General features: G+C 39.7%; 19 protein-coding genes and 1 pseudogene. 14 read left to right on the plus strand and 6 right to left on the minus strand.

What is annotated here, in order from left to right:
* Positions 1-46: 46 nt before the first annotated feature.
* Positions 47-376: a hypothetical protein gene (locus tag P22_RS16240; protein WP_054261281.1), complete on the minus strand. Its 330-nt coding sequence runs from the start codon at positions 374-376 to the stop codon at positions 47-49.
* A 193-nt stretch (positions 377-569) separates the two neighbouring features.
* On the opposite strand from P22_RS16240, the gene hsp18 reads away from it, so the two are divergent.
* On the plus strand, positions 570-1,007 hold the full coding sequence (gene hsp18, locus P22_RS16245; protein ID WP_054261282.1) for a heat shock protein Hsp18: 438 nt from the start codon (positions 570-572) through the stop codon (positions 1,005-1,007).
* A 35-nt stretch (positions 1,008-1,042) separates the two neighbouring features.
* On the opposite strand, the gene P22_RS16250 is transcribed toward hsp18, so the two are convergent.
* The 3 genes from P22_RS16250 to P22_RS21235 form a co-directional block, all read right to left on the minus strand.
* Entirely contained in the window at positions 1,043-1,612 is a 570-nt protein-coding gene (locus tag P22_RS16250; protein ID WP_054261283.1) for a class I SAM-dependent methyltransferase, read from the minus strand.
* A gap of 212 nt (positions 1,613-1,824) precedes the next feature.
* Complete coding sequence (locus P22_RS21230) at positions 1,825-2,121, minus strand: S1C family serine protease (RefSeq protein WP_054261284.1); 297 nt, start codon at positions 2,119-2,121, stop codon at positions 1,825-1,827.
* Positions 2,122-2,156: 35 nt separating this feature from the next.
* Positions 2,157-2,300: a hypothetical protein gene (locus tag P22_RS21235; protein WP_235814688.1), complete on the minus strand. Its 144-nt coding sequence runs from the start codon at positions 2,298-2,300 to the stop codon at positions 2,157-2,159.
* A 1,072-nt stretch (positions 2,301-3,372) separates the two neighbouring features.
* Between P22_RS21235 and P22_RS16265 the strand changes: the two genes are divergently transcribed.
* Positions 3,373-3,900, plus strand: coding sequence for a hypothetical protein (locus tag P22_RS16265; RefSeq protein WP_216598097.1), 528 nt, complete (start codon positions 3,373-3,375; stop codon positions 3,898-3,900).
* Between the two features lie 108 nt (positions 3,901-4,008).
* Here the strand turns inward: P22_RS16265 and P22_RS16270 are convergent, their stop codons facing one another.
* The gene (locus P22_RS16270) at positions 4,009-4,674 is read right to left on the minus strand and encodes a P1 family peptidase (protein ID WP_235814689.1); all 666 of its coding nucleotides are present in this window, start codon (positions 4,672-4,674) and stop codon (positions 4,009-4,011) included.
* Positions 4,658-4,837 carry a hypothetical protein gene (locus tag P22_RS21240; RefSeq protein WP_235814690.1) on the minus strand — a complete coding sequence of 60 codons (180 nt, stop codon included), beginning with the start codon at positions 4,835-4,837 and terminating at the stop codon, positions 4,658-4,660. Before P22_RS21240 ends, P22_RS16270 begins: the two co-directional genes overlap by 17 nt.
* Positions 4,838-5,444: 607 nt before the next feature.
* Here P22_RS21240 and P22_RS16275 point away from each other — a divergent pair.
* The 12 genes and pseudogenes from P22_RS16275 to P22_RS16330 form a co-directional block, all read left to right on the plus strand.
* Positions 5,445-5,660 carry a helix-turn-helix domain-containing protein gene (locus P22_RS16275; protein ID WP_054261287.1) on the plus strand — a complete coding sequence of 72 codons (216 nt, stop codon included), beginning with the start codon at positions 5,445-5,447 and terminating at the stop codon, positions 5,658-5,660.
* Position 5,661: 1 nt separating this feature from the next.
* Entirely contained in the window at positions 5,662-8,415 is a 2,754-nt protein-coding gene (locus tag P22_RS16280) for a type I restriction-modification system subunit M (protein ID WP_054261288.1), read from the plus strand.
* Positions 8,416-8,417: 2 nt separating this feature from the next.
* Positions 8,418-9,683, plus strand: coding sequence for a restriction endonuclease subunit S (locus P22_RS16285; RefSeq protein WP_054261289.1), 1,266 nt, complete (start codon positions 8,418-8,420; stop codon positions 9,681-9,683).
* A 12-nt stretch (positions 9,684-9,695) separates the two neighbouring features.
* Positions 9,696-13,664 carry a type I restriction endonuclease subunit R gene (locus P22_RS16290; RefSeq protein ID WP_054261290.1) on the plus strand — a complete coding sequence of 1,323 codons (3,969 nt, stop codon included), beginning with the start codon at positions 9,696-9,698 and terminating at the stop codon, positions 13,662-13,664.
* Between the two features lie 439 nt (positions 13,665-14,103).
* On the plus strand, positions 14,104-14,652 hold the full coding sequence (locus tag P22_RS16295) for an RNA polymerase sigma factor (RefSeq protein WP_054261291.1): 549 nt from the start codon (positions 14,104-14,106) through the stop codon (positions 14,650-14,652).
* A 64-nt stretch (positions 14,653-14,716) separates the two neighbouring features.
* A complete protein-coding gene (locus P22_RS16300; RefSeq protein ID WP_054261292.1) occupies positions 14,717-15,493 on the plus strand; it encodes a phage antirepressor KilAC domain-containing protein in 777 nt (258 codons plus the stop codon).
* 1 nt (position 15,494) lies between these two features.
* Positions 15,495-15,926 carry a DUF7768 domain-containing protein gene (locus P22_RS16305; RefSeq protein ID WP_054261293.1) on the plus strand — a complete coding sequence of 144 codons (432 nt, stop codon included), beginning with the start codon at positions 15,495-15,497 and terminating at the stop codon, positions 15,924-15,926.
* Positions 15,923-18,280 carry a virulence-associated E family protein gene (locus tag P22_RS16310; protein WP_054261294.1) on the plus strand — a complete coding sequence of 786 codons (2,358 nt, stop codon included), beginning with the start codon at positions 15,923-15,925 and terminating at the stop codon, positions 18,278-18,280. The genes P22_RS16305 and P22_RS16310 overlap by 4 nt, the downstream gene beginning before the upstream one ends.
* Before the next feature lie 214 nt (positions 18,281-18,494).
* Positions 18,495-18,782, plus strand: coding sequence for a VRR-NUC domain-containing protein (locus tag P22_RS16315; RefSeq protein WP_054261295.1), 288 nt, complete (start codon positions 18,495-18,497; stop codon positions 18,780-18,782).
* Positions 18,779-20,136 (plus strand): annotated as a pseudogene (locus P22_RS16320) (SNF2-related protein). Before P22_RS16315 ends, P22_RS16320 begins: the two are co-directional and overlap by 4 nt.
* Positions 20,133-20,357, plus strand: a complete 225-nt coding sequence (locus tag P22_RS16325) for a hypothetical protein (protein ID WP_054261296.1) — start codon at positions 20,133-20,135, stop codon at positions 20,355-20,357. The pseudogene P22_RS16320 and the gene P22_RS16325 overlap by 4 nt, the downstream one beginning before the upstream one ends.
* Before the next feature lie 83 nt (positions 20,358-20,440).
* The coding region (locus P22_RS16330; protein WP_235814691.1) for a DUF1492 domain-containing protein at positions 20,441-20,710 on the plus strand (270 nt) is incomplete at its 3' end.

Genomic DNA, 20,710 nt, shown 5'->3' on the forward strand with positions numbered 1-20,710 from the left:
CCATACCTATACATGAAAACTCGCTTCACTCTGATTTATTTATTTGTTACTCAGCCGTTAAAATATGGCAAAGTGATTTACTCCCCAAAGTGGCTTCATCCATGCTTGTTAGTACCTCTTTGCGGACATTCTTTGTTTTGGCTTGGGTATCACTGGAAGTAGTCGTCACTTTTACTTTGAACGGTATGGTTGCCAGAACTGTCACGTGGATGGATTGAACCACTGAGCTGTCTGTCCTTTCGCTTCGTGCCGACTGAGTAACGATGTAATCCAGTATATCCACTTCGAATTTTTGCTTAACACTACGGCAGTAGGCTTTCCCTTGTTCCGTATACTTTTTTTTGCTATTTTTCAAAATAAATTCAAGCTTATACATACTTCCACCTTAATGAAAACATGAAAAACTTCACTAAAAATTATAGCATTGCAGGCATATATGTTTCAAGATTATTTCCACAAAAAGGAAGCTTGATAAATTATGGACTGATAATTCTGGTTATATAATATTGACTAAAACTCAAGTAAGCATAACATACTATGAATATTAAAGAAGAAAAGGAGGCAAATTCATGTTTGGATTAGTACCGTTTCGAAACAGAAATCTGCCGGCACGAGACTATTTCGATCAACTTATGCATGGGTTTTTCAATGATGATTTTTTGGTACCGTTTGGAAACATGGGTAACGCCTTCCGGGTGGACCTCCGGGAAACCGAGAACGAATACATCGTCGAAGCGGATTTGCCGGGGGTCAAGAAGGGTGACATTACCTTGCAATACGAAAACCAATACCTGACTATTTCAGCCAAACGGGATGAGACCCAGGAAGTAAAGGACGAAAGCTATGTTCGCAGGGAAAGACGATACGGTCAATTCCAGAGGAGTATCTATGTAGACAACGTCATGGATGACAAGATTGACGCAAAGTTTGATGATGGCGTGCTTAAGGTCACTCTGCCCAAAAAGGACAAAAGCAAAAAACGGCAAGGGAACATTCAAATACATTAGCCATAATAGAAGCTGTACTTATTCGGTACAGCTTCTTAATTGCATATTGACGTCTTCTTGGTTGTGCAGCGATAGACAAAGGCCGGCGGAATATTTAACGGAACGAACGAAGCCTTTAGTTCGCTGAAATACCTTTGTAGCGTCGCTTTCATTTGGAGAGAGTACTGAAAAGCAAGGAATATGCCATCAGGCTTGAGAGATCGATGAACCGCCATCATGATTTCTTCCCGTAACGATTCGGAAAAAGTTGCAAACGGCAATCCGGATATTATACAATCCACCTGCGGCAGGTCATATCGTTGTAATAACCAGTCTAATTTTTCCGCTTTTGCTCCGTAAAGAAATGTCGGATGATTGGATCGCAGATTTTTTCTCATTTCAGGGTCTTCCTCCAGAACTACTACCCGACACGATTCTTTTTTATTTGCTGCTATGAAATCGGTGAAAACTCCGGTGCCCGCTCCTAACTCAACAATCGTGTCAATTTTATCCCAAGGCAAGTTCTCCAGCATTCTTTTTGTCAGAAAGGAAGAACTCGGGGTAATACTACCAATTTTATCGGGTTTCAAGAGAAATTTATACAAAAAAACAGTTCGAGTTGTCATTGCTTTCACCCCCAAAACTGTATATTGGCTAGAGTTGGTATGCTTATTGAGAATTAGGATAGCGATAGAGAGAAAACAAGCGATCAAGATTGTTCTTGGACTTGTTTTCTCTTTCTCAGAATCAATCGGTCACTATCAAGCATTATTACTTGGCATTTCCGTTACAATCGGGTTAACCGTCATTTCCTTGCCGTCACGGATGATTACGACATTCACCTTGGTGCCTGAATACTGTCCAAGGTTGTCCGAAGGTCAGCCACGCTGTTAACGTTCTCGCCATTTATTTTTACGATGACGTCACCTTTTTGGATATGGACTTTATCAGCCGTGCCGCCTTTTTCAACTCTGACCACATATACCCCATGGTCTATATCCAGGTCATAGCCGTAGTGGGCCACCGAAGCGCTATCTAGTACCCCGACGCCAAGGTAAGCTCGGACAATCTTGCCTTTTTCCACCAGCGTCTGTAAAATTGGACGGGCCGAATTGATCGGGTTGGCAAAGCCCATACCTTCAACACCAGCGGCGGAAATTTTTGCGCTGTTTATACCAACCACCTGCCGTAGGCGTTCATTACTATGCCGACGGAATTGCCAGGGTTGATGGCAGCATCGGTCTGAATAAGCTTGAATTTCTGGTCGCCGACTTCTATAGTCCGGTTCGGGGCGCTGATGACTCTTACTGCCACGCTGATAATCACTATGTCAGAAAGGTTGTAAGCAAACAAAGTCTCTTTTTTGTCATAGTTTCCTCCTAGATCAACGCTCTAAGGACAAAAATACCTGGATGTGTTTTCCAGAAAATTGAGAAGTCAGATAACCCATATTTACTAATAATAAGCAAATCTATGTTAAACTTCCGGAAGTGTTGGCGTTAGCACTCTGGGGCGCGGAGTGCTAATGACTATTATAATACTTATTATGGACGATTGAACAACCGCAAATAGACTTATTAGAAGCCCATTCTTCGCGGCTTTATTTTATTGTGGCAAAATATCTTTTTATTGCTCAATAAATTTTATCTTTAGAAACCTGTTCATATGGTTTCATCGACTTGATATCTTGCAGAACAGTGGTCGCAGGAAACCATTGGGCGGTGTGGGAGTGAATCAAGGAGTCTTTGGTTGACTAGGACAAAGACCGGGATTGCTCCCGGCCCTTCTAGTATCTTTATTCTCTATAACCTTTTTTCGGGAGAGTACAGGATATCAAGCTGGCGTACTACGGGAAATAGGCTATGTGCTAAAATGCGGCGAAGGGTTGTTTTCTGAAGGCCTGTTAATACGTAGGGGGGTAGCATATGTCTATTCTTCTTTTAAATATTTCTCCTTAATTTCTACGTCAAACTAGCATTAAAGCTAACGGGGTAATGGTAAAGTCATGGTAAAACGGCACCTCGCAAATATCATAGCTCCAGAGAACCATGTTGCTTCCAAATAAGGTCCATAACAATCCTTCTGGCTGCTATGAAAGAACCGAACAAAAGTATTTGCGATAAGCGGCTCTTATCAACTAGCTTCCTCTATATTCCATGTGCGATGGTAATTAAGGCGACCAAGCTCCACCAAAGGGCGAAAAAAGCACGGTCGTCTTCCATTGTGTGTAGGATAAATTCCACAGTGTGACTCTAAGTTGGTGTATTAATTCTGCAGTATCCACGGAGCGAAATCCTCCCCTTTAGTGTCGTATTATAAGCTGCTTTCATTGTCACCAAATGCTCGGTCTTGCATGCAAATTTTAAAATAATCGCATAAGAAGGGAATGGTACTTGCCGTGCTGAATTCTCTCTCTGGGAGGGTAGAAGAAACAGTGCAAGTCTTTCGTTGTGAACGATGCTCAAAGTTGGTAGTCCCAGAGGAAAGCCTGTACGAAAAAATTTATATGGGCAATACCCTATGTGTTTCGTGCCGCAAGGATTTGGGGCAGCCATTAACGTCCGATGAGAAAGCGGCTTTTTTTGCTGAAGAAGATCTTGTAGAAAACCGAGCTAAATACCAACAAGTTAGTAGCTGGTATGTCTGGAAAAATGTTAAAGAAATGTGGGTAATGGACTCTCATAAGTTAATGGACGGGGTTTTGGTTAATTGGAACGAGCCTCCTTGCCCTGAACTATTAAGCGGTAGAGAGGAACCTTTTGCATACTATCATGCTGGGGAAATCGCGGGATGCCGATGCTACCCGGAGCCGTTGACAAGACCAGGGGCGATACAATGGCCCAGGCGAGTATATATTAACGGCAATATTGCGATAATGACACACGAGCAATTTGAGAAAATCTTTAATAAATAATAAAGAGGCCATTCAAAAGCAAGGCCTCTTTGTCATTTTTGCGGTGCCGGAAACATTTGGCGGGAACAGCGCACGGATTTAGGTCATACATAGTGAGTATGTTCCTGATTATTGTGCTGCCAGTGCCCCACGGACAATGGCTTCTTCCAGGACCACAGCAGCGGCTGTTCCCACCAGAGTAACGAGTTCGTCGCTCGTCAGATTACTAGTGTATGAACCTAGGGCGAGGCAGAAGATTATGTCACCGTCCGACTGAGTGTGATCGGGGGAGATGGCCCGAGCCATTCCATCTTCGGCGAGCATTGCTACCCGATTGGCCTCTGCCTTGGTCAGCCGTGCATTGGTAGCAACTACAGCGATCGTGGTGGCCATGGTCTGGAGGTGCGGTGACGGCACACCAGCCAGCATCGCATGGGTCTGATTGACGAAGGTTCCATCAGGACGTAGCGCTCCGACGACAATACGCCCCCCACACCATATGTCTCCGACGGGATTGACTACCACCAGGGCCGCGACCACGGGGCCGCCGGGAATGCACAGGGAGGCAGTGCCCAGTCCGCTCTTCATAGGTGTCCCGTAGATTTTTCCCGCCGTTGCTCCCGCCCCGGCACCTACGTTACCTTCTGGCACGGGACCCGCATTTGCAGCCAGGCAGGCGGTGTAGGCCAGGGCCGCATCAGGCGGGGGTGAGCCCTTGGCGTAGGGGAGGTCGTAGATAACCGCCGCGGGCACAAGAGGTACATCGTCGATCCCTTGCTCAACGATCCAGCGCATCACCCCGTTCGCCGCCGGCAGCTCGAAGAAACTGCCGCCGGTGAGGAGGACGCCATATAAGGATATTCGGCGGTGCCGGGCGGATGATATCGGTATTCTGAGTATCGGGGCTACCTCCGCTTACGGATACGCCAGGGACTGCCCCATCTGGACAGAGAATCACCGCACATCCCGTACGGCTCGACCATGTGGAGAATTACATGTTTGTTTTTAGCTTTTAACGACTCAAAGCAAGATAATAGCCTCCGATTCCTGATAAATTAGGCCTTGGAGGCTATGTCCGCTCGATGTGGACAATGAATAAGTTTTCTTTACACCCATTATAACAACTCCATGCACGTTGAGACGGTCGTATTGATGTCAAGGGTTGAGAAATAAGAGTGTAATAGTGCTTGATATAAAGGGATTTCCGTGACTTTGAACTCATATTCAAGCTGGGTTCTAGGTCGCGGATTTTTTATTGTAAGAACATATCCAAAATTGAAAAATCGTAGGGTTGTGTGGATAAAATTACTTTTTGCCTTGTGAGTTGACGGAATTACTGTAAAAAATGTGGCGAGTGGATAAAATTACTGTAAAAATGGGATTGAGTTGACTGATATGTTGAAACATAATTCAATATGATATTTCCTTTAATCCTTTATTGAAATCCTTTATTGAAATTTCATTAGGTAATTAGGTAATTATAAACCAAATATATTGACAAAATCATCTTATTTATGCCATAATATTAAACAGATTTGTATATTTACTGAACGGAGGACGGTTATATGATAAAAAATAATATTGAAAAAGATATTAAAATAAAATGTGTTGAAGCTGATACAACACAAGCTGCTTTGGCTGAAAAAATAGGAAAAACCGTACAGTATGTAAATCGTATCGTAAAGAAAGATGATGGTGTTGTAAATAAAACTTTTATTCAAATGATGGAAGGATTGGGATATGACATTGAATTAATCTACGTGAAAAGAGAGGGAAAATGATATGAATAAGCAGCAACTAGCAGCTACAATATGGGAATCTGCAAACCAAATGAGGTCAAAAATTGAGGCTAATGAATATAAGGATTTTATTCTCGGATTTATTTTCTACAAATATTTATCTGAGAAAGAGGTTGCCTTTTTTAGAAAAGAAAGATTAACCGATGCAGATATTGAAAAAGTTACCGAAGACGATGTTAAGTACGCAACTCATGTAAGAGAAAATTTGGGATATTTTATTGCATATGAAAATCTTTTTTCAACCTGGCTTAAGAAAGGTAACGATTTTGACATATCGAATGTTAGGGATGCATTATCTGCTTTTGACCGAAACATTGATGATGTATATAAAAAAGTGTTTGAGAAAATTTTCAACACATTGCAGACAGGCTTATCTAAGCTTGGAGAAACTGCACAAGCACAAACAAAAGCTGTAAAAAGTCTTCTTAAATTGATAAGAAAAATTCCGATGGATGGAAAGCAAGATTATGATGTTCTTGGGTTTATTTACGAATATTTAATTAGTATGTTTGCTGCCAACGCAGGTAAAAAAGCAGGAGAATTCTACACTCCACATGAAGTTTCTGTTCTAATGTCAGAAATAATTGCAGAACATTTGAAAAATAGAAAGCAAATTAAGATATATGACCCTACATCTGGATCGGGTTCGTTATTAATAAATATCGGTAACTCCGTTGCAAAATTTATAGAAGGAGAAAACAAGATAGATTATTATGCACAGGAACTTAAGGAAAATACTTATAACCTTACAAGAATGAACTTGGTTATGAGAGGCATTAGTCCTGCAAATATCAATGTAAGAAATGGTGATACGTTAGAGGATGACTGGCCGTTTTTTGAGGATACCGATAAAGACAAGACATACAAATTGATACGTGTGGATGCTGTTGTTTCGAATCCACCTTACTCTCAAAAGTGGGACCCTTCGAATAAAGAATTTGATGCTCGTTACAAAAACTATGGTATTGCACCAAAGAGTAAGGCTGATTATGCATTTTTATTGCATGAACTGTATCACCTAGAGGATGATGGTATCATGACAATCGTTCTTCCCCATGGTGTACTTTTTAGAGGTGGAGAAGAAGGTAAAATCAGAGAGAATCTTATAGAAAAGAATAACATAGATACCATTATCGGATTACCACCAAATATTTTCTTTGGTACAGGTATTCCTACTATCATAATGGTCCTTAAAAGAAACCGCCCTACTTCAGACGTGTTGATTATTGATGCATCAAAAGGGTTTGAGAAAGCTGGAAAGAATAACAAATTGAGAGCCTGTGACATTAAAAAAATTGCTGACACTGTTAAGAGCAGAGAATCTATTGAAAAGTATGCTGCTCTTGTTTCTAAGGAAACCATCCGAGAAAACGGTTATAACCTTAATATCCCTCGTTATGTTAATTCCTTAGAACCTGCAGAAAGTTGGGATATTCATGCGACTATGTTTGGTGGAATCCCTGTAAAGGAAGTAGACCAACTATTTGAGTATTGGGAGACTTTCCCCGAACTCAAAGATGCAATTTTCGAGAAAATTTCTAATGAATACTTGGCTGTGAAATGCGATGATATTAAAGCGGCTATTACCTCTCATGAGTCATTGAAAAACTATAAGCAGGCATTCTCAAATGTATTTAGTGGTTTTTATGAAGAACTTAAAAATGATTTGATTGAAGGAGTTCTTGATGTATCTGCTGAGCATGAGAAGGAAAAGGTAAGCAAGGATATTTTCGCAAGAATAGAAAATGTAAAACTTGCTGACAAGTATAAAGCGTATCAGATTCTTTCGGATAATTGGGATGTGATTTCTGCAGATTTGGAAATGATTCAGTCAGAAGGTTTTGAGGTTATCAATCAAGTGGATCCTAACATGGTTTTAAAGAAGAAAGAAGCTAACGATGAGGAGGTTCCAGAGGTACAAGATGGGTGGAAGGGTCATATACTGCCTTTTGATTTAGTTCAGAGAGAGATTCTTACTGAAGATTTAGAAGAACTTAAGGCAATAGAAAATAGATTAACTAAAATCACTTCTTTGTATGCTGAAATTATCGATTCGCTTGATGCAGAAGAAAGAGAAAGCAGTGTGTTGAATGACATTAACGATGCTTTTGTAGCAAAAGAAGTTAAGAGTTTTGTTGCAGAAACCCTAAGCGATGTGGAAAATGATGAAATTAAGGCATTAAGAGGATATCTAAGCCTTTCAAAGAAAAAAGAAAAACTAGATTATATAAATAAATGTGATAAAGTTTCGTGGGATTTAATGGAACAAGGTTCTGATGGGACCTATAAGAAAGGCTCTGTTACTAGTAGAATATGCGAATTACAAAGAGAGTATGAATTTCCGGAAGATTCCTTTGAACAGAAAGTGATGATTGTATTTTCTCTTATGGAAGAAGAAAGCCAGGCTAAAAAAGATCTAAAACAGAAATCGGAAGCCCTTCATATTAAGACCAAAGAAATCATTGAAAATTTGGATGAGGAACAATCTTTGCGTTTATTGGAATTAAAATGGATAAAGCCATTAGTAGATTCTCTTTTTGCTATTCCAGATGAAATCATTGGAGAACTGATTAACAAAGTAATTCATCTAAACGACAAATATTGCACTACGTTTTCCGATATTGAAAATCAAATCGAAAACACAAGTGAAATATTATCAAATATGATTGACGAGCTTGTTGGCAATGACTCTGATATTGAAGGATTAGCAGAATTGAAGAAGATTTTGGGGGTATAGTGATGGCTGAAAAAAGAAAAAAACCTGAAATTAGATTCGCAGGATATGAAACTGAGTGGATTGAAAAAAAGTTTGATGAGACATTTGATATGCTTTCTAACAATACATTATCCAGAGATGCGTTAAACTATGATGTGGGTGTGGCAAAAAACATTCATTATGGTGATGTGTTGGTTAAGTATGGAGAATATATTGATGTAAATAATGAGCAACTCCCTTACATCGAGGATTCTACCGTTGCATCTAAGTTTATGAAATCATACTTGAAAGATGGAGATATTGTCATTGCGGACACAGCAGAAGACGAGTCTGTAGGAAAATGTACAGAAGTAATTGGTATTGAAGATACTCCAGTCATTTCAGGGTTGCATACTATCCCTTGCCGTCCGAAACAGAAATATGCACCGAAGTATATGGGGTATTATCTGAATTCAAATGCGTATCATGATCGCTTATTACCTCTTATGCAGGGGGTAAAGGTTACATCGATTTCAAAAACTGGAATTAAAGATACCGATGTTATTATTTCCGGAGAATTTGAAGAGCAGGCAAAAATTGGTGACTTTTTATCTTCATTGGATGATATGATAGTTTTTGAAGTATCTAAGTTTAAAAAACTTACAATTGTAAAAAAATCCTTGATGGAAAAAATGTTCCCCCAAAAGGGTAGTAATACACCAGAGATTCGATTTAATGGATTCACTGATCCTTGGGAAGAACGTAAGGTTGGAGAAATTCTTGTAGAGCGTAATGAACAATTACCCCAAAGCAATGAATACCCACTTATGGCTTTCATTGCAAATGAAGGTGTTGCCCCTAAAGGTGATAGATACGATAGAAGTTTTCTTGTAAATGATAATGAAAATAAAGCGTACAAAAGAACAGAATTAGGAGATTTTATTTATAGTTCAAATAATCTTGAAACAGGTTCTATTGGACTTAATAAGTATGGGAAAGCCTCGCTTTCACCAGTTTATAGCATTTTTGAACCAACGGAGAATACAGATTCAGATTTTATTGGGAGAATGCTTGTTAGAAAAGAATTTATAAATGAAATGGTAAAATGGAGACAGGGCGTTGTTTATGGTCAGTGGCGTATTCATGAATCAGATTTTTTAAGAATTGATGTCTTTGTTCCCAAAATAGAAGAGCAGAGGAAAATTGGAAGTTTTCTTGATAGCCTAGATAACCTTATTACGTTTCATCAACGTAGGCTTGAAAAATTAAAAAATATTAAAGCGTCTTGTATGGAAAAAATGTTTGTTTAAGGGGGGATGGAAGTGTATTTTGATAAAGAATCAGAGTTTGAAGAGGCTGTCATAAAAGCGTTGATAGAATGTGGTTGGGAATCAGAAGTAATTCGACATCCTTCAGAAAAAGATTTGATAAAGAACTGGGCTGACATTTTGTTTAATAACAATCGTCAAAAAGACCGCTTAAATGAATGCCCTTTGACAGATGGAGAAATGCAGCAGATTATGGATCAGATTAAGCTGCTGCAATCTCCTATCAAATTAAATGGCTTTATAAACGGAAAAAGTGTGTCTATTAAACGAGACAACCCAGATGACAAAGAGCATTTCGGTAAGGAGGTCAGTTTAAAAATCTATGACCGCCAAGAAATTGCTTATGGCGAAAGTAGATATCAAATAGTACAGCAACCACATTTCCCTACAAAGTCTCCTATTCTAAATAATAGACGTGGAGATTTAATGCTTTTGATAAACGGTATGCCGGTTATTCATATCGAATTAAAGAAAAGTGGAATACCCGTTAGTGAAGCATATAATCAGATTGAGAAATATTCTCACGAGGGTGTTTTTAGAGGATTGTTTTCATTAATACAGGTATTTGTTGCTATGCAACCGGAAGAAACCGTGTACTTTGCTAATCCTGGCGAAGGAGTGAAGTTTAACAAGGCGTTTTATTTCCATTGGGCTAATTTTAATAATCAACCAATCAATAAATGGGATGAAGTGATTGCGAAATTACTAAACATTCCAATGGCTCATATGCTTATAGGATTTTACACTATTGCTGATACCGATGAAGGTGTATTGAAAGTAATGAGAAGTTATCAGTACTACGCAGCAATTGGTATAGCTGATAAGGTGGCAAAAAAGAATTGGAAGGATAACAACCAATTAGGCGGTCACGTGTGGCATACAACCGGATCAGGAAAAACGATGACCAGTTTTAAATCTGCACAGTTGATTGCAAGTTCACACGATGCAGATAAGGTAATCTTTTTGGTAGATAGAAAGGAATTAGGTATACAATCATTAAAGGAATATAGGTCCTTTGCAAATGAAAGCGAATCGGTGCAAGCTACTGAGAATACCGATATACTGATTTCTAAGTTGAAGAGTGATGATTTAGATAATACTCTAATTGTAACTTCAATTCAAAAGTTAAGCAATATTTCTGAAGAGGAGCAGGAACTAAACGAAGCTGATTTAAAGATAATCCAATCTAAGCGAATTGCAATTATTATTGACGAATGTCATCGTTCCACTTTTGGTGAAATGCTAACTATTATTAAGAAAACATTTAAGCATTCAATAATTTTTGGCTTTACCGGTACGCCTATTCAGGATGTAAACATTAAAAAGGATAGCACAACTCCAACAATATTTGGTGATGAAATACATCGTTATACATTAGCAGACGGCATTAGAGATAAAAATGTTTTAGGATTTGACCCGTATATGGTAAAAATCTATGATGACTCTGACTTGAGGCAAGAAGTTGCTCTTCATAAGGCCAAAGCAGATACAGTGGAAGAAGTTATTGGCGACCCCCAAAAAGAAAAGATGTTCTACAAGTACATGGATTCTTCACAGATCAAAATGTATGGAGAACAAGTTGATGGAAAATGGGTTGCAGGTATTGAAGATTTCATACCAAATGAGCAATATAAAACACCTAAATACCGGAATGGCGTAATAACAGATATTAAGAAAAAATGGACTGTTTATAGTCGAGGAAGAAAGTTCCATGCGATATTTGCTACAAGCAGTATTCCTGAGGCCGTTGCTTACTATCGACTAATGAAAGCAGAAATGCCTAATTTGTCTATTACAGCAATGTTTGACCCTAGTATAGATAATGAAGGTGGTGGCTCTTTAGAAAAAGAGGATGGAATTGTTGAAATGCTGGAAGACTATAATGCCAAGTTTTCACAGTCTTTTACTATTCCGTTATATGATAAATTTAGAAAAGATGTTAGCTTAAGATTGGCTCATAAAAAACCTTACGATCGTATTACCCAGGATGAACAAATTGATATTCTGATTGTTGTAAACCAGATGCTAACCGGGTTCGATTCTAAATGGGTTAATACACTATATTTAGATAAGGTAATGGAATTTGAAAATCTAATTCAAGCATTTTCAAGAACCAATCGATTGTTCAATATTGCAGAAAAGCCTTTCGGCATTATCAAGTATTACAGACGTCCTAATACTATGGAGAAAAACATAGAGGCTGCAGTTAAGGCTTATTCAGGAGATATTCCGACCGGTCTGTTTGTTGATAAATTGCCAAACAACCTAAGACAAATGAATAGTCTGTTTGATGAAATAGAACTGCTATTCAAAAACGCAGGAATTAACGATTTTGAAAGATTACCAGATGAGTCTTCGGTAAAAGCTAAATTTGCAAAGCAGTTTAAGCAGTTTTCTACACATTTAGAGGCAGCAACAATACAAGGCTTTATTTGGAGTCAAAATACATATACCGATGAAAACGGCTTAAGTATCGTAATGCATTTAGATGAAATGACATACCTCATCCTTCTTGCTAGATATAAGGAACTAGCTAAAGGCGGTGGAGGTGGACGTGGTGGAGATGTTCCATACGAAATCGATACACACATTACGGAATACGATACTGAAAAAATCGATGCAGACTATATGAACTCTCGATTTGAAAAATTCCTCAAGTTGATACAAAGTGAGTATGATGCGGATTCTTTGGAGAAGACCCTGAAAGAACTGCATAAATCATTTTCAATGCTATCTCAAGAAGAGCAAAAATATGCCAACATTTTTATCCACGATATTGAAGCAGGGAATATTAATATTATTCCGGGTAAATCGTTTAGAGAGTATATCTCGGAAATGATGAAAAATGCGGAAAATGATAGAATTAAGCGTGTTGTAAAAAGACTTGGTTGCTATGAAAAACTTCTTCGTGAAATGCTAGAAAGAAAAGTCACAAAAGAAACCATAGAGGCTCATGGGAAATTTGAAGAATTAAAGACCACTGTAGACAAAGAAAAAGCAAGGACATTTTTTGTTTTTATAGAGGGAGATAATTATCAAGAATCTAGACTTGCAATGTATATTGAGCAATATTTGAGACAATTTCTTTTGAGTGGTGGACAGGATCCTTATGATTATCTTTATTCTAATGTTGAACATAACGAAGTAATAAGAGAGAAAGATGAAAGCAAAGATTATACTAGTGTTGGGATTACTTTAACAGAAGAAAAAATGGCAGGAAAATCTACCGTATCCTCTGTAAAAAGTGCGACATTGAATAATTGGTATTCAGAGAGTAAGGCATTAGCTTGTATGTTAGAAACAGATTGTTTCGCTTATGTAGAAAACAAGCTATGCATCTACAATAATAAATATATTCAGCGTGACGATAATGGAAGAATGCTCCTTACGAAGTATGCAAAGGAACATGAAGAAGAATGTTTCCTTCAATTTGTAATTGACAATGAAACTGGAGAATTACATTATGTAACTCTGCCTGCAGCTTTGGCAAGTAAATCCTTCAATTATTATGATGAAATAGATGAAGATTTGCTTACACAATATGGACTTGTGAACGAGATATCACAAGAAATGTTGGTAGCCATAAATGGGCTTGATTTCGGTGATGCACTTACTAAATTAATGAGCAAGAATATATGTAGTTATTCTGTAAGATTATTGAGATCTACTACGGGCTTAGATAATAATACTATTAGTAACCTAAGAAAGGGAGCAAACCTCACAAAACTTAATGTTATTTCTACGTGTTTGGGTATACATATTCCATTTCGCGTTAGTAACAAGATGCTGCAACTTGCTGAGTTATCTTTAAACTCTGAATTGCCGGGGAAAAAAGGCGCAGAAAATAGTATATATGATTCCCTTCTACATTTGAAATGGGCAACTGATTATGATGATGTCTATGAAGAATTGAAGGATCAAAGCTATGATTACTTGATTCACCAGCCCCCAGTGAAAAAATAAATATATTAAAAAATAGGTCAGACTTCAACGAAGTCTGGTCTTTTTTTTTGCTCAAAAATATTTTTGTTGAACTTTCTTCAACGGATATTAACGGTATAATGGGCAATTTTCATGTAATTTGAAAGTTTATACGGATAAAAGCAGTAAATAACGTTTTTTGCTGTTGAAGTTTGTTCAACGGGCAAAAAAAGTAAAAGTATTATCATTACCATATCAGGAGACAACCTCCTGAAAACAATAAATCTCAATGTCCAAGTGCGCATTAGGACGGCGGGATGCATAAGAGTTCTGAACATGGCAATACGGCCATGTTAGGAATGAAGATGCACCCACCGTGATTTCGTGCGCCCTTTTGAGGACAAGCGGAGTCTGTGGACATCTTCACCACAGGCTCTTTTTGTATTCCGCCGCCCAATGCCGGGACGGAAAGGAATACTTAATGAAGATTCGAGTTCTGTATGAAGAGAACATCAAAAACGGCCACAAGTTCTACACCACAATTGATATCCCTGATGGTGATTACAGCCTCATGCTGGATATTGACTATGAGCAACGTCTTGCAGAGGCAAAGCCAGAAAAGAAGGCTGAAGTTAAGCGTTGTGAGACTGTACAGGAAATGTTAGACCTTATGAACAGTAAGGAATACAACAACTGGCGCAGATTTCATAGGCATCTCGGTAAACCGAATACCCCTTTTCGTAAAGATGATGAAGCTGAAGATGAAACGGATGTAATGGACACCATTGCAGATGATTCACAGGAAACCGAGAGGAATCTCAACTATGAATATGAGGATATCTGCAGCAAAATCCGTCAAGCTCTCACTAAAAAACCAGAATGGGCGGATGCTTTTATCGCAGTACGCATTGATGGTATGTCAATCCGTGACTATGCCAGTTCTATCGGTGCTGACGAGAACAACATCACGCAGAAGTTAAAGCGAGCAACAAAAAAACTTAAAGAATTTTTTGAAAACCATCAGATTTGACCTTCTCCTATGGCTACCAGGTAGGAGGTCAAGACCTCCAAAAAATTATAAGGAGGTAATTCTAATGGAATTACAAATTTACAAAAATGCAGAGTTTGGTTCTGTACGCACTACAACTATTGGTGGGCAACCGTATTTTGTCGGCAAGGATGTAGCAGATATTCTTGGCTATACAAATCCACAGAAGGCATTAAGGGATCATGTTGATGAAGAGGACAAAACGCTGAACGAATCGTTCACCGTCAACGGTACAATGGCAATCCTTATCAACGAATCCGGTCTTTACAGTCTTATCCTCTCAAGCAAGATGCCAAATGCTAAAAAGTTCAAGCGTTGGGTTACAAATGAGGTGCTCCCTGCTATTCGCAAGCATGGTATCTATGCAACAGACGATTTAATTGCAAATCCCGACCTTGCTATTGCTGCATTTACTGCTCTTAAAGAAGAACGTGAAAGAAATAAAACCCTTACGGCAGCAGTTGCAGTTCAACAGCAGCAGATTGCTGAGATGAAACCAAAAGCTACTTATTACGATGTGGTTCTCAAATGTAAGGATGCCGTAAACATCTCTGTTATCGCCAAAGACTACGGCTGGAGCGGTATTCGCATGAATGAGTATCTCCATGATAAGGGCATTCAGTTTAAGCAAGGTGATACCTGGCTTTTGTATCAAAAACACGCAGACAAAGGTTATACGAGAACCAATACCCATGTTTATGAAGATAGTAATGGATTTGAACATACCAAGGTTCACACAAAGTGGACGCAAAAAGGCAGACTCTTTATCTATGAACTGCTAAAGGCAGACGGTATCTATCCGCAAATTGAGATGGAGGTGTGATATGGGAGTCGATATGAAAAACTCTGAAGGCTACATGGACTTAGTGCCATATCAAGCAATTACAAATATTGAAAGAGAGGATAAGGCGGTATCAAAACCCGCCTTCCGTCCTTTGGTTTATATCTGCGCCCCTTTTAATGGAGCTGTTAAGGAAAATACATTAAAGGCCACTCGTTTTGCAGAGTTTGCTTTTAATCGTGGCTGTATTCCACTAACTCCACACCTTTTATTTCCTTTCATGGATGACAACAATGAGCAAGAACGTGACCTCGCTATTTTCATGGATATCATCCTTATGGGTAAATGCCAGGAGGTGTGGGTACTCGGTGACGTTATTTCAAGGGGTATGAGTATTGAAATTGAAAAGGCAAAGAAACGCAGACAGCCGGTCAGATATTTCAATAAAGACTTTGAGGAGGTAAAAGCTCTATGAAAATAGCATACGGCAACAGCCGAATGGATAAGAAGTGGAAGAACACAGATATCAGCTGGGAGGATTTCTGCTCCCGTGTTAAGACAACACAGCGTACCACCGAAACCGTGGAAGAATATCGCAAGATGAAAAAGGGTGGGCAAGATTCAATCAAAGATGTCGGAGGTTTCGTCGGCGGCCATATAAAAGACGGCAGACGTAAAAAAGGCAATGTGTTGTCACGCTCCATGTTAACTCTTGATATGGACTACGCAACCAGCGGTATATGGGATGAAATTTGCACCTTATTCACGTATCAGTGTTGTATTTATTCTACACATAAGCATACCCTAGAAAATCCAAGGCTTAGGCTGATCATTCCTCTTTCCCGGGATGTGGGAGAGGAAGAATATGCTGCGGTCAGCCGCATGGTAGCAAAGGAGGTAGGCATCGACCTTTTTGATGACACTACCTATGAGCCGGAAAGGCTGATGTATTGGCCATCTACATCAAGAAACGGCGAGTTTGTATATAAAGAAAAAGAAGGCTCACTTCTTGACCCTGATGTGTTTCTTAATAAATATGATGATTGGCATGACACAAGCACTTGGCCAGTATCCTCAAGGCAATCAGAGGTTATAGAGCGTACATTAAAAGAACAGGCTGACCCGCTTTCCAAGGAAGGTGTGGTCGGCACTTTCTGCCGTACTTATTCGGTAAGAGATGCGATTGATAAATTCCTGGAAGGTGTATATGAGCCTTCAGTGATGACAGGCAGATATGATTATATGCCGGCTGACTCAAGTGCCGGTGTCATTATCTATGACGATAAGTTTGCATATTCCCATCATGCGACAGATCCTGCAAGCGGGAGACTGCTTAATGCCTTTGACCTTGTTCGTATTCATAAGTTTGGCAATTTGGATGACAGAGCATCGGAGGGTACATCTCCGAGTAAGCTGCCGTCCTATGTTGCTATGTGTGAATTTGCCATTAAGGACGATGAAGTAAAGGCTCAGTTTGCCAAAGAACGAATGAACCAGGCAACGGTTGAATTTACTGAAGACACTTGGCAGACAGCACTTGAACTTGATAAACAAGGCAAGATTAAGGATAACCTCGACAATATTGTTCTTATAATCCGAAATGACCCGGAACTTCAGTCCCTTGCCTTTAACAAACACCGTGACGGCATCGATGCAAGAAACGGTCTGCCCTGGAATCAGATGAAAGAAGGGTGGAATGACTCGGACAATGCCGCTTTAAAGGTGTATCTCTCCAATAAATACGGGGTCTACTCCCCAACCAAGACGAAAGATGCAACTCTTGCTGTAGCGGCAGAGCGAGCATATCACCCTATAAAAGAATACCTCGATAATCTGCCCAGTTGGGATGGAATAGACAGAGTTGAAACTCTGCTTGTTGATTGTTTCGGAGCAACAGATAACTCCTATACAAGAGCCGTCACAAGAAAGACAATGGTTGCTGCGGTAGCACGTATTTATCATCCTGGAACAAAGTTTGACAGCGTACTTATCCTTAATGGTCCACAGGGAATCGGTAAATCAACCTTTTTTGCAAAACTTGCCGGGGATTGGTTTTCTGATAGCTTGACCCTAACGGATATGAAGGATAAATCCGGTCCCGAAAAATTGCAGGGATATTGGATGCTGGAACTTGGTGAGCTTGCCGGAATGCGTAAGACCGATGTGGAGGTTGTGAAATCCTTTATATCAAGGTCTGATGACAAGTACCGTGCCAGCTACGGAGTCAATGTAGAAAGTCATCCTCGTCAATGTGTAATTGTAGGGTCTACCAATGCAGAGAGTGGATTCCTTCGTGATATCACAGGCAACAGAAGGTTCTGGCCGGTTCGTATCAGCGGTAACGGTAAAAAGAAAGCCTGGCAGTTGTCTGTATATGATGTTGAGCAGATTTGGGCAGAAACACTGGTGCTTTATGAGAAGGGTGAAAAGCTCTACCTTGAAGGTGATGATGTACATTTAGCAACCAGTGAGCAGGATGATGCCATGGAAAGCGATGAGCGTGAAGGGCTGGTTCGTACTTATCTCGATACGCTTTTACCGGAGGATTGGGATACTATGTCAGCTTACGAGCGTAGAAACTTCCTAAACGGTAGTGAATTTGGCGGAGGGTCCCATGTCGGTACGGTAGAACGTAGCCTTGTTTGCAATATGGAAATCTGGTGTGAGTGTTTCGGTAAAGAGGCGGCTGCCATGAAACCTGCAGACTCTTATGCCATTGCAGGCATTATGAAGAAGATTGGTGATTGGAACAAATACACCGGGAACAAGAACGGAACAAGCAATTTTCCGATTTACGGCAAGCAACGTTGTTACGAGCGAAAAAGGTAATGGTAGTTCCTTGTTCTATGGTTGATTCCTATTGTCGTTCTCTTAAAACCATATGAAACATCGATACTTCGGCTTTACAGGAATAACATGAACAAGAATTTAACTACTGAGCTATAGGTATAAAAGTAATAAATAGAGACGTACTGTGTGCGCGTGTATAGGAAAATTGGTTCAAGTTGTGCTTCTTGTTCCCCATTAAGAAATGGAGGATATTATGCAAGAAAAATATATAGAGCAAAAACTTGTAGCAGCAGTTAAAAACATGGGAGGCATTGCACCGAAGTTTGTAAGTCCTGGGTTTGATGGTGTGCCAGACCGAATTGTACTGCTCCCTATGGGAAGGATCGCATTTATTGAATTAAAGGCACCGGGTAAAAAGCTGCGTCCTCTGCAAGTAAGGCGAAAAAGGCAACTGGAAGCGTTAGGGTTTTTGGTTTACTGCATTGATGGTGTAGAGCAGATAGACGAAGTGTTACGAAAGATGGGAGGTGATGCCGAATGAAGTTCATACCACACGATTATCAGCAGTATGCGATTGATTTTATAGAGGGCAAGTCAATATCTGCAATATTCCTTGATATGGGCTTAGGTTAGGAAAAACAGCAATTACTCTTACTGCATTGTTTGACCTATGTCTTGATAAATTTGAAATCAGAAAAGTCTTGATTATTGCACCACTAAGAGTCGCATCTCAAACATGGTCTGCAGAAATAAATAAATGGGATCACCTCAAAGGATTATCTTACGCTGTGGCTGTAGGAACGGAAAAAGATAGAATCAATGCCCTTATGAAAAGAGCCACCATTTATATCATTAATCGTGAAAATGTAGACTGGCTTGTCAACAAAAGCGGTATTCCCTTTGACTTCGATATGGTTGTCATCGATGAGTTATCTTCTTTTAAGTCCTATGGTGCAAAGCGATTTAAAAGCCTTCTGAAAGTAAGACCATCTGTAAGAAGAATTGTAGGTTTGACGGGAACACCTTCAAGTAACGGACTTATGGATTTATGGGCAGAGTTTCGTGTCCTTGATTTAGGTCAAAGACTTGGAAGGTACATAACCCACTACCGTAGCGCCTACTTTGTACCAGATAAGCGAAATGCTGAGATTGTCTTTTCATATAAGCCGTTGCCAGGTGCTGAAGAAAAGATATACAACCAAATATCTGATATTACGATTTCTATGAAGTCTGCAGATTATCTCAAAATGCCTAAATGCATCACAAATGAAGTACCTGTGTATCTGAGTGAAAAGGAATGGAGCATTTATTCTGATTTCCGAGATGAGATGGTAGCAAATTTAGGTGATGAGGAAATTGATGCAGTAAATGCGGCAGTTCTTTCCGGCAAACTCCTGCAGATGTCCAACGGTGCTGTCTATGATGATAAAAACAAGGCACATTTGATTCATGATAGAAAGCTTGATGCACTGGAGGACCTAATTGAAGGAGCAAACGGAAAACCGGTGCTTGTTGCCTACTGGTATAAGCATGACCTGGAGCGTATCCAGAAGAGGTTTCCCGTTAGGCAGATAAAGTCATCGAAAGATATAGAAGATTGGAATGATGGCAGTATTCCAATCGCCGCTATTCATCCAGCAAGTGCAGGACACGGCCTTAATCTTCAAAGCGGTGGTTCTACCCTTATATGGTTTGGACTTACCTGGTCTTTGGAGTTGTATCAGCAAACCAATGCCCGCCTTTACAGGCAAGGTCAAAATGAAACGGTTGTGATACACCACATTATTGCTAAAGATACCATAGATGAAGATGTGATGACTGCACTTACAAGAAAAGAAAAAACACAAACCTCTTTAATTGATGCTGTAAAAGCAAAATTGGAGGTGGTGCGATGACCGACCCTTATGAGCAACTTGCAAATGCCATTATCCTGCAAGCTGTCAAGGATTATAGGGATGCACTAAAAAAACTGAAAAAACGTCCCCGCTATGATCCTGCGAAGGACATGATATCCGAGGTGGAGAGGTTCTTCCATTCTGATTGGTATAGAGAACTTACCTCTGTTGATGGGAATTTCCTAATCAAAAATTTAAGATCGGAGGTAAGAGAAGAATGAAAGTAAAGGAATACTTACACCAAGCGTATCGGCTTGATAAAAGAATAGAATCTGACATTGAGGAAATGGAGTGCCTCAGAGAAATGGCAACAAGTGTATCATCACCAAGCTGGGATGAGAAGGTGCAAACTTCACGAAGTACAGATGCCAAGTTTGTAAGGTGTTTAGAGCGGATTATGGATTTGGAAAGAAAGATAAATGCCGAAGTGGATAACCTTGTAGCACTCAAAGAACAGATAAGGTGCGTTATAAACGAGGTTGCAGACACGGATGAACGCATGGTCTTACGCTATCGGTACGTTCATAACTTTACCTGGGAGCAAATCGGTGATGAACTTAATGCCGACAGAACA

The sequence above is a fragment of the Propionispora sp. 2/2-37 genome (genome assembly GCF_001298735.1).
Lineage (GTDB): Bacteria > Bacillota > Negativicutes > Propionisporales > Propionisporaceae > Propionispora.

Excerpts from the sequence above, each read along its gene's own strand:
- P22_RS16295 (WP_054261291.1), top strand. The coding sequence starts at position 14,104 with ATGAAGATTCGAGTTCTGTATGAAGAGAACATCAAAAACGGCCACAAG.
- P22_RS16240 (WP_054261281.1), bottom strand. The coding sequence starts at position 376 with ATGTATAAGCTTGAATTTATTTTGAAAAATAGCAAAAAAAAGTATACG.
- P22_RS21230 (WP_054261284.1), bottom strand. The coding sequence starts at position 2,121 with ATGGGCTTTGCCAACCCGATCAATTCGGCCCGTCCAATTTTACAGACG.
- P22_RS16300 (WP_054261292.1), top strand. The coding sequence starts at position 14,717 with ATGGAATTACAAATTTACAAAAATGCAGAGTTTGGTTCTGTACGCACT.
- P22_RS16285 (WP_054261289.1), top strand. The coding sequence starts at position 8,418 with ATGGCTGAAAAAAGAAAAAAACCTGAAATTAGATTCGCAGGATATGAA.
- hsp18 (WP_054261282.1), top strand. The coding sequence starts at position 570 with ATGTTTGGATTAGTACCGTTTCGAAACAGAAATCTGCCGGCACGAGAC.
- P22_RS16315 (WP_054261295.1), top strand. The coding sequence starts at position 18,495 with ATGCAAGAAAAATATATAGAGCAAAAACTTGTAGCAGCAGTTAAAAAC.
- P22_RS16270 (WP_235814689.1), bottom strand. The coding sequence starts at position 4,674 with ATGCGCTGGATCGTTGAGCAAGGGATCGACGATGTACCTCTTGTGCCC.
- P22_RS16250 (WP_054261283.1), bottom strand. The coding sequence starts at position 1,612 with ATGACAACTCGAACTGTTTTTTTGTATAAATTTCTCTTGAAACCCGAT.
- P22_RS16310 (WP_054261294.1), top strand. The coding sequence starts at position 15,923 with ATGAAAATAGCATACGGCAACAGCCGAATGGATAAGAAGTGGAAGAAC.
- P22_RS16325 (WP_054261296.1), top strand. The coding sequence starts at position 20,133 with ATGACCGACCCTTATGAGCAACTTGCAAATGCCATTATCCTGCAAGCT.
- P22_RS16305 (WP_054261293.1), top strand. The coding sequence starts at position 15,495 with ATGGGAGTCGATATGAAAAACTCTGAAGGCTACATGGACTTAGTGCCA.
- P22_RS16275 (WP_054261287.1), top strand. The coding sequence starts at position 5,445 with ATGATAAAAAATAATATTGAAAAAGATATTAAAATAAAATGTGTTGAA.
- P22_RS16265 (WP_216598097.1), top strand. The coding sequence starts at position 3,373 with ATGGTACTTGCCGTGCTGAATTCTCTCTCTGGGAGGGTAGAAGAAACA.
- P22_RS16280 (WP_054261288.1), top strand. The coding sequence starts at position 5,662 with ATGAATAAGCAGCAACTAGCAGCTACAATATGGGAATCTGCAAACCAA.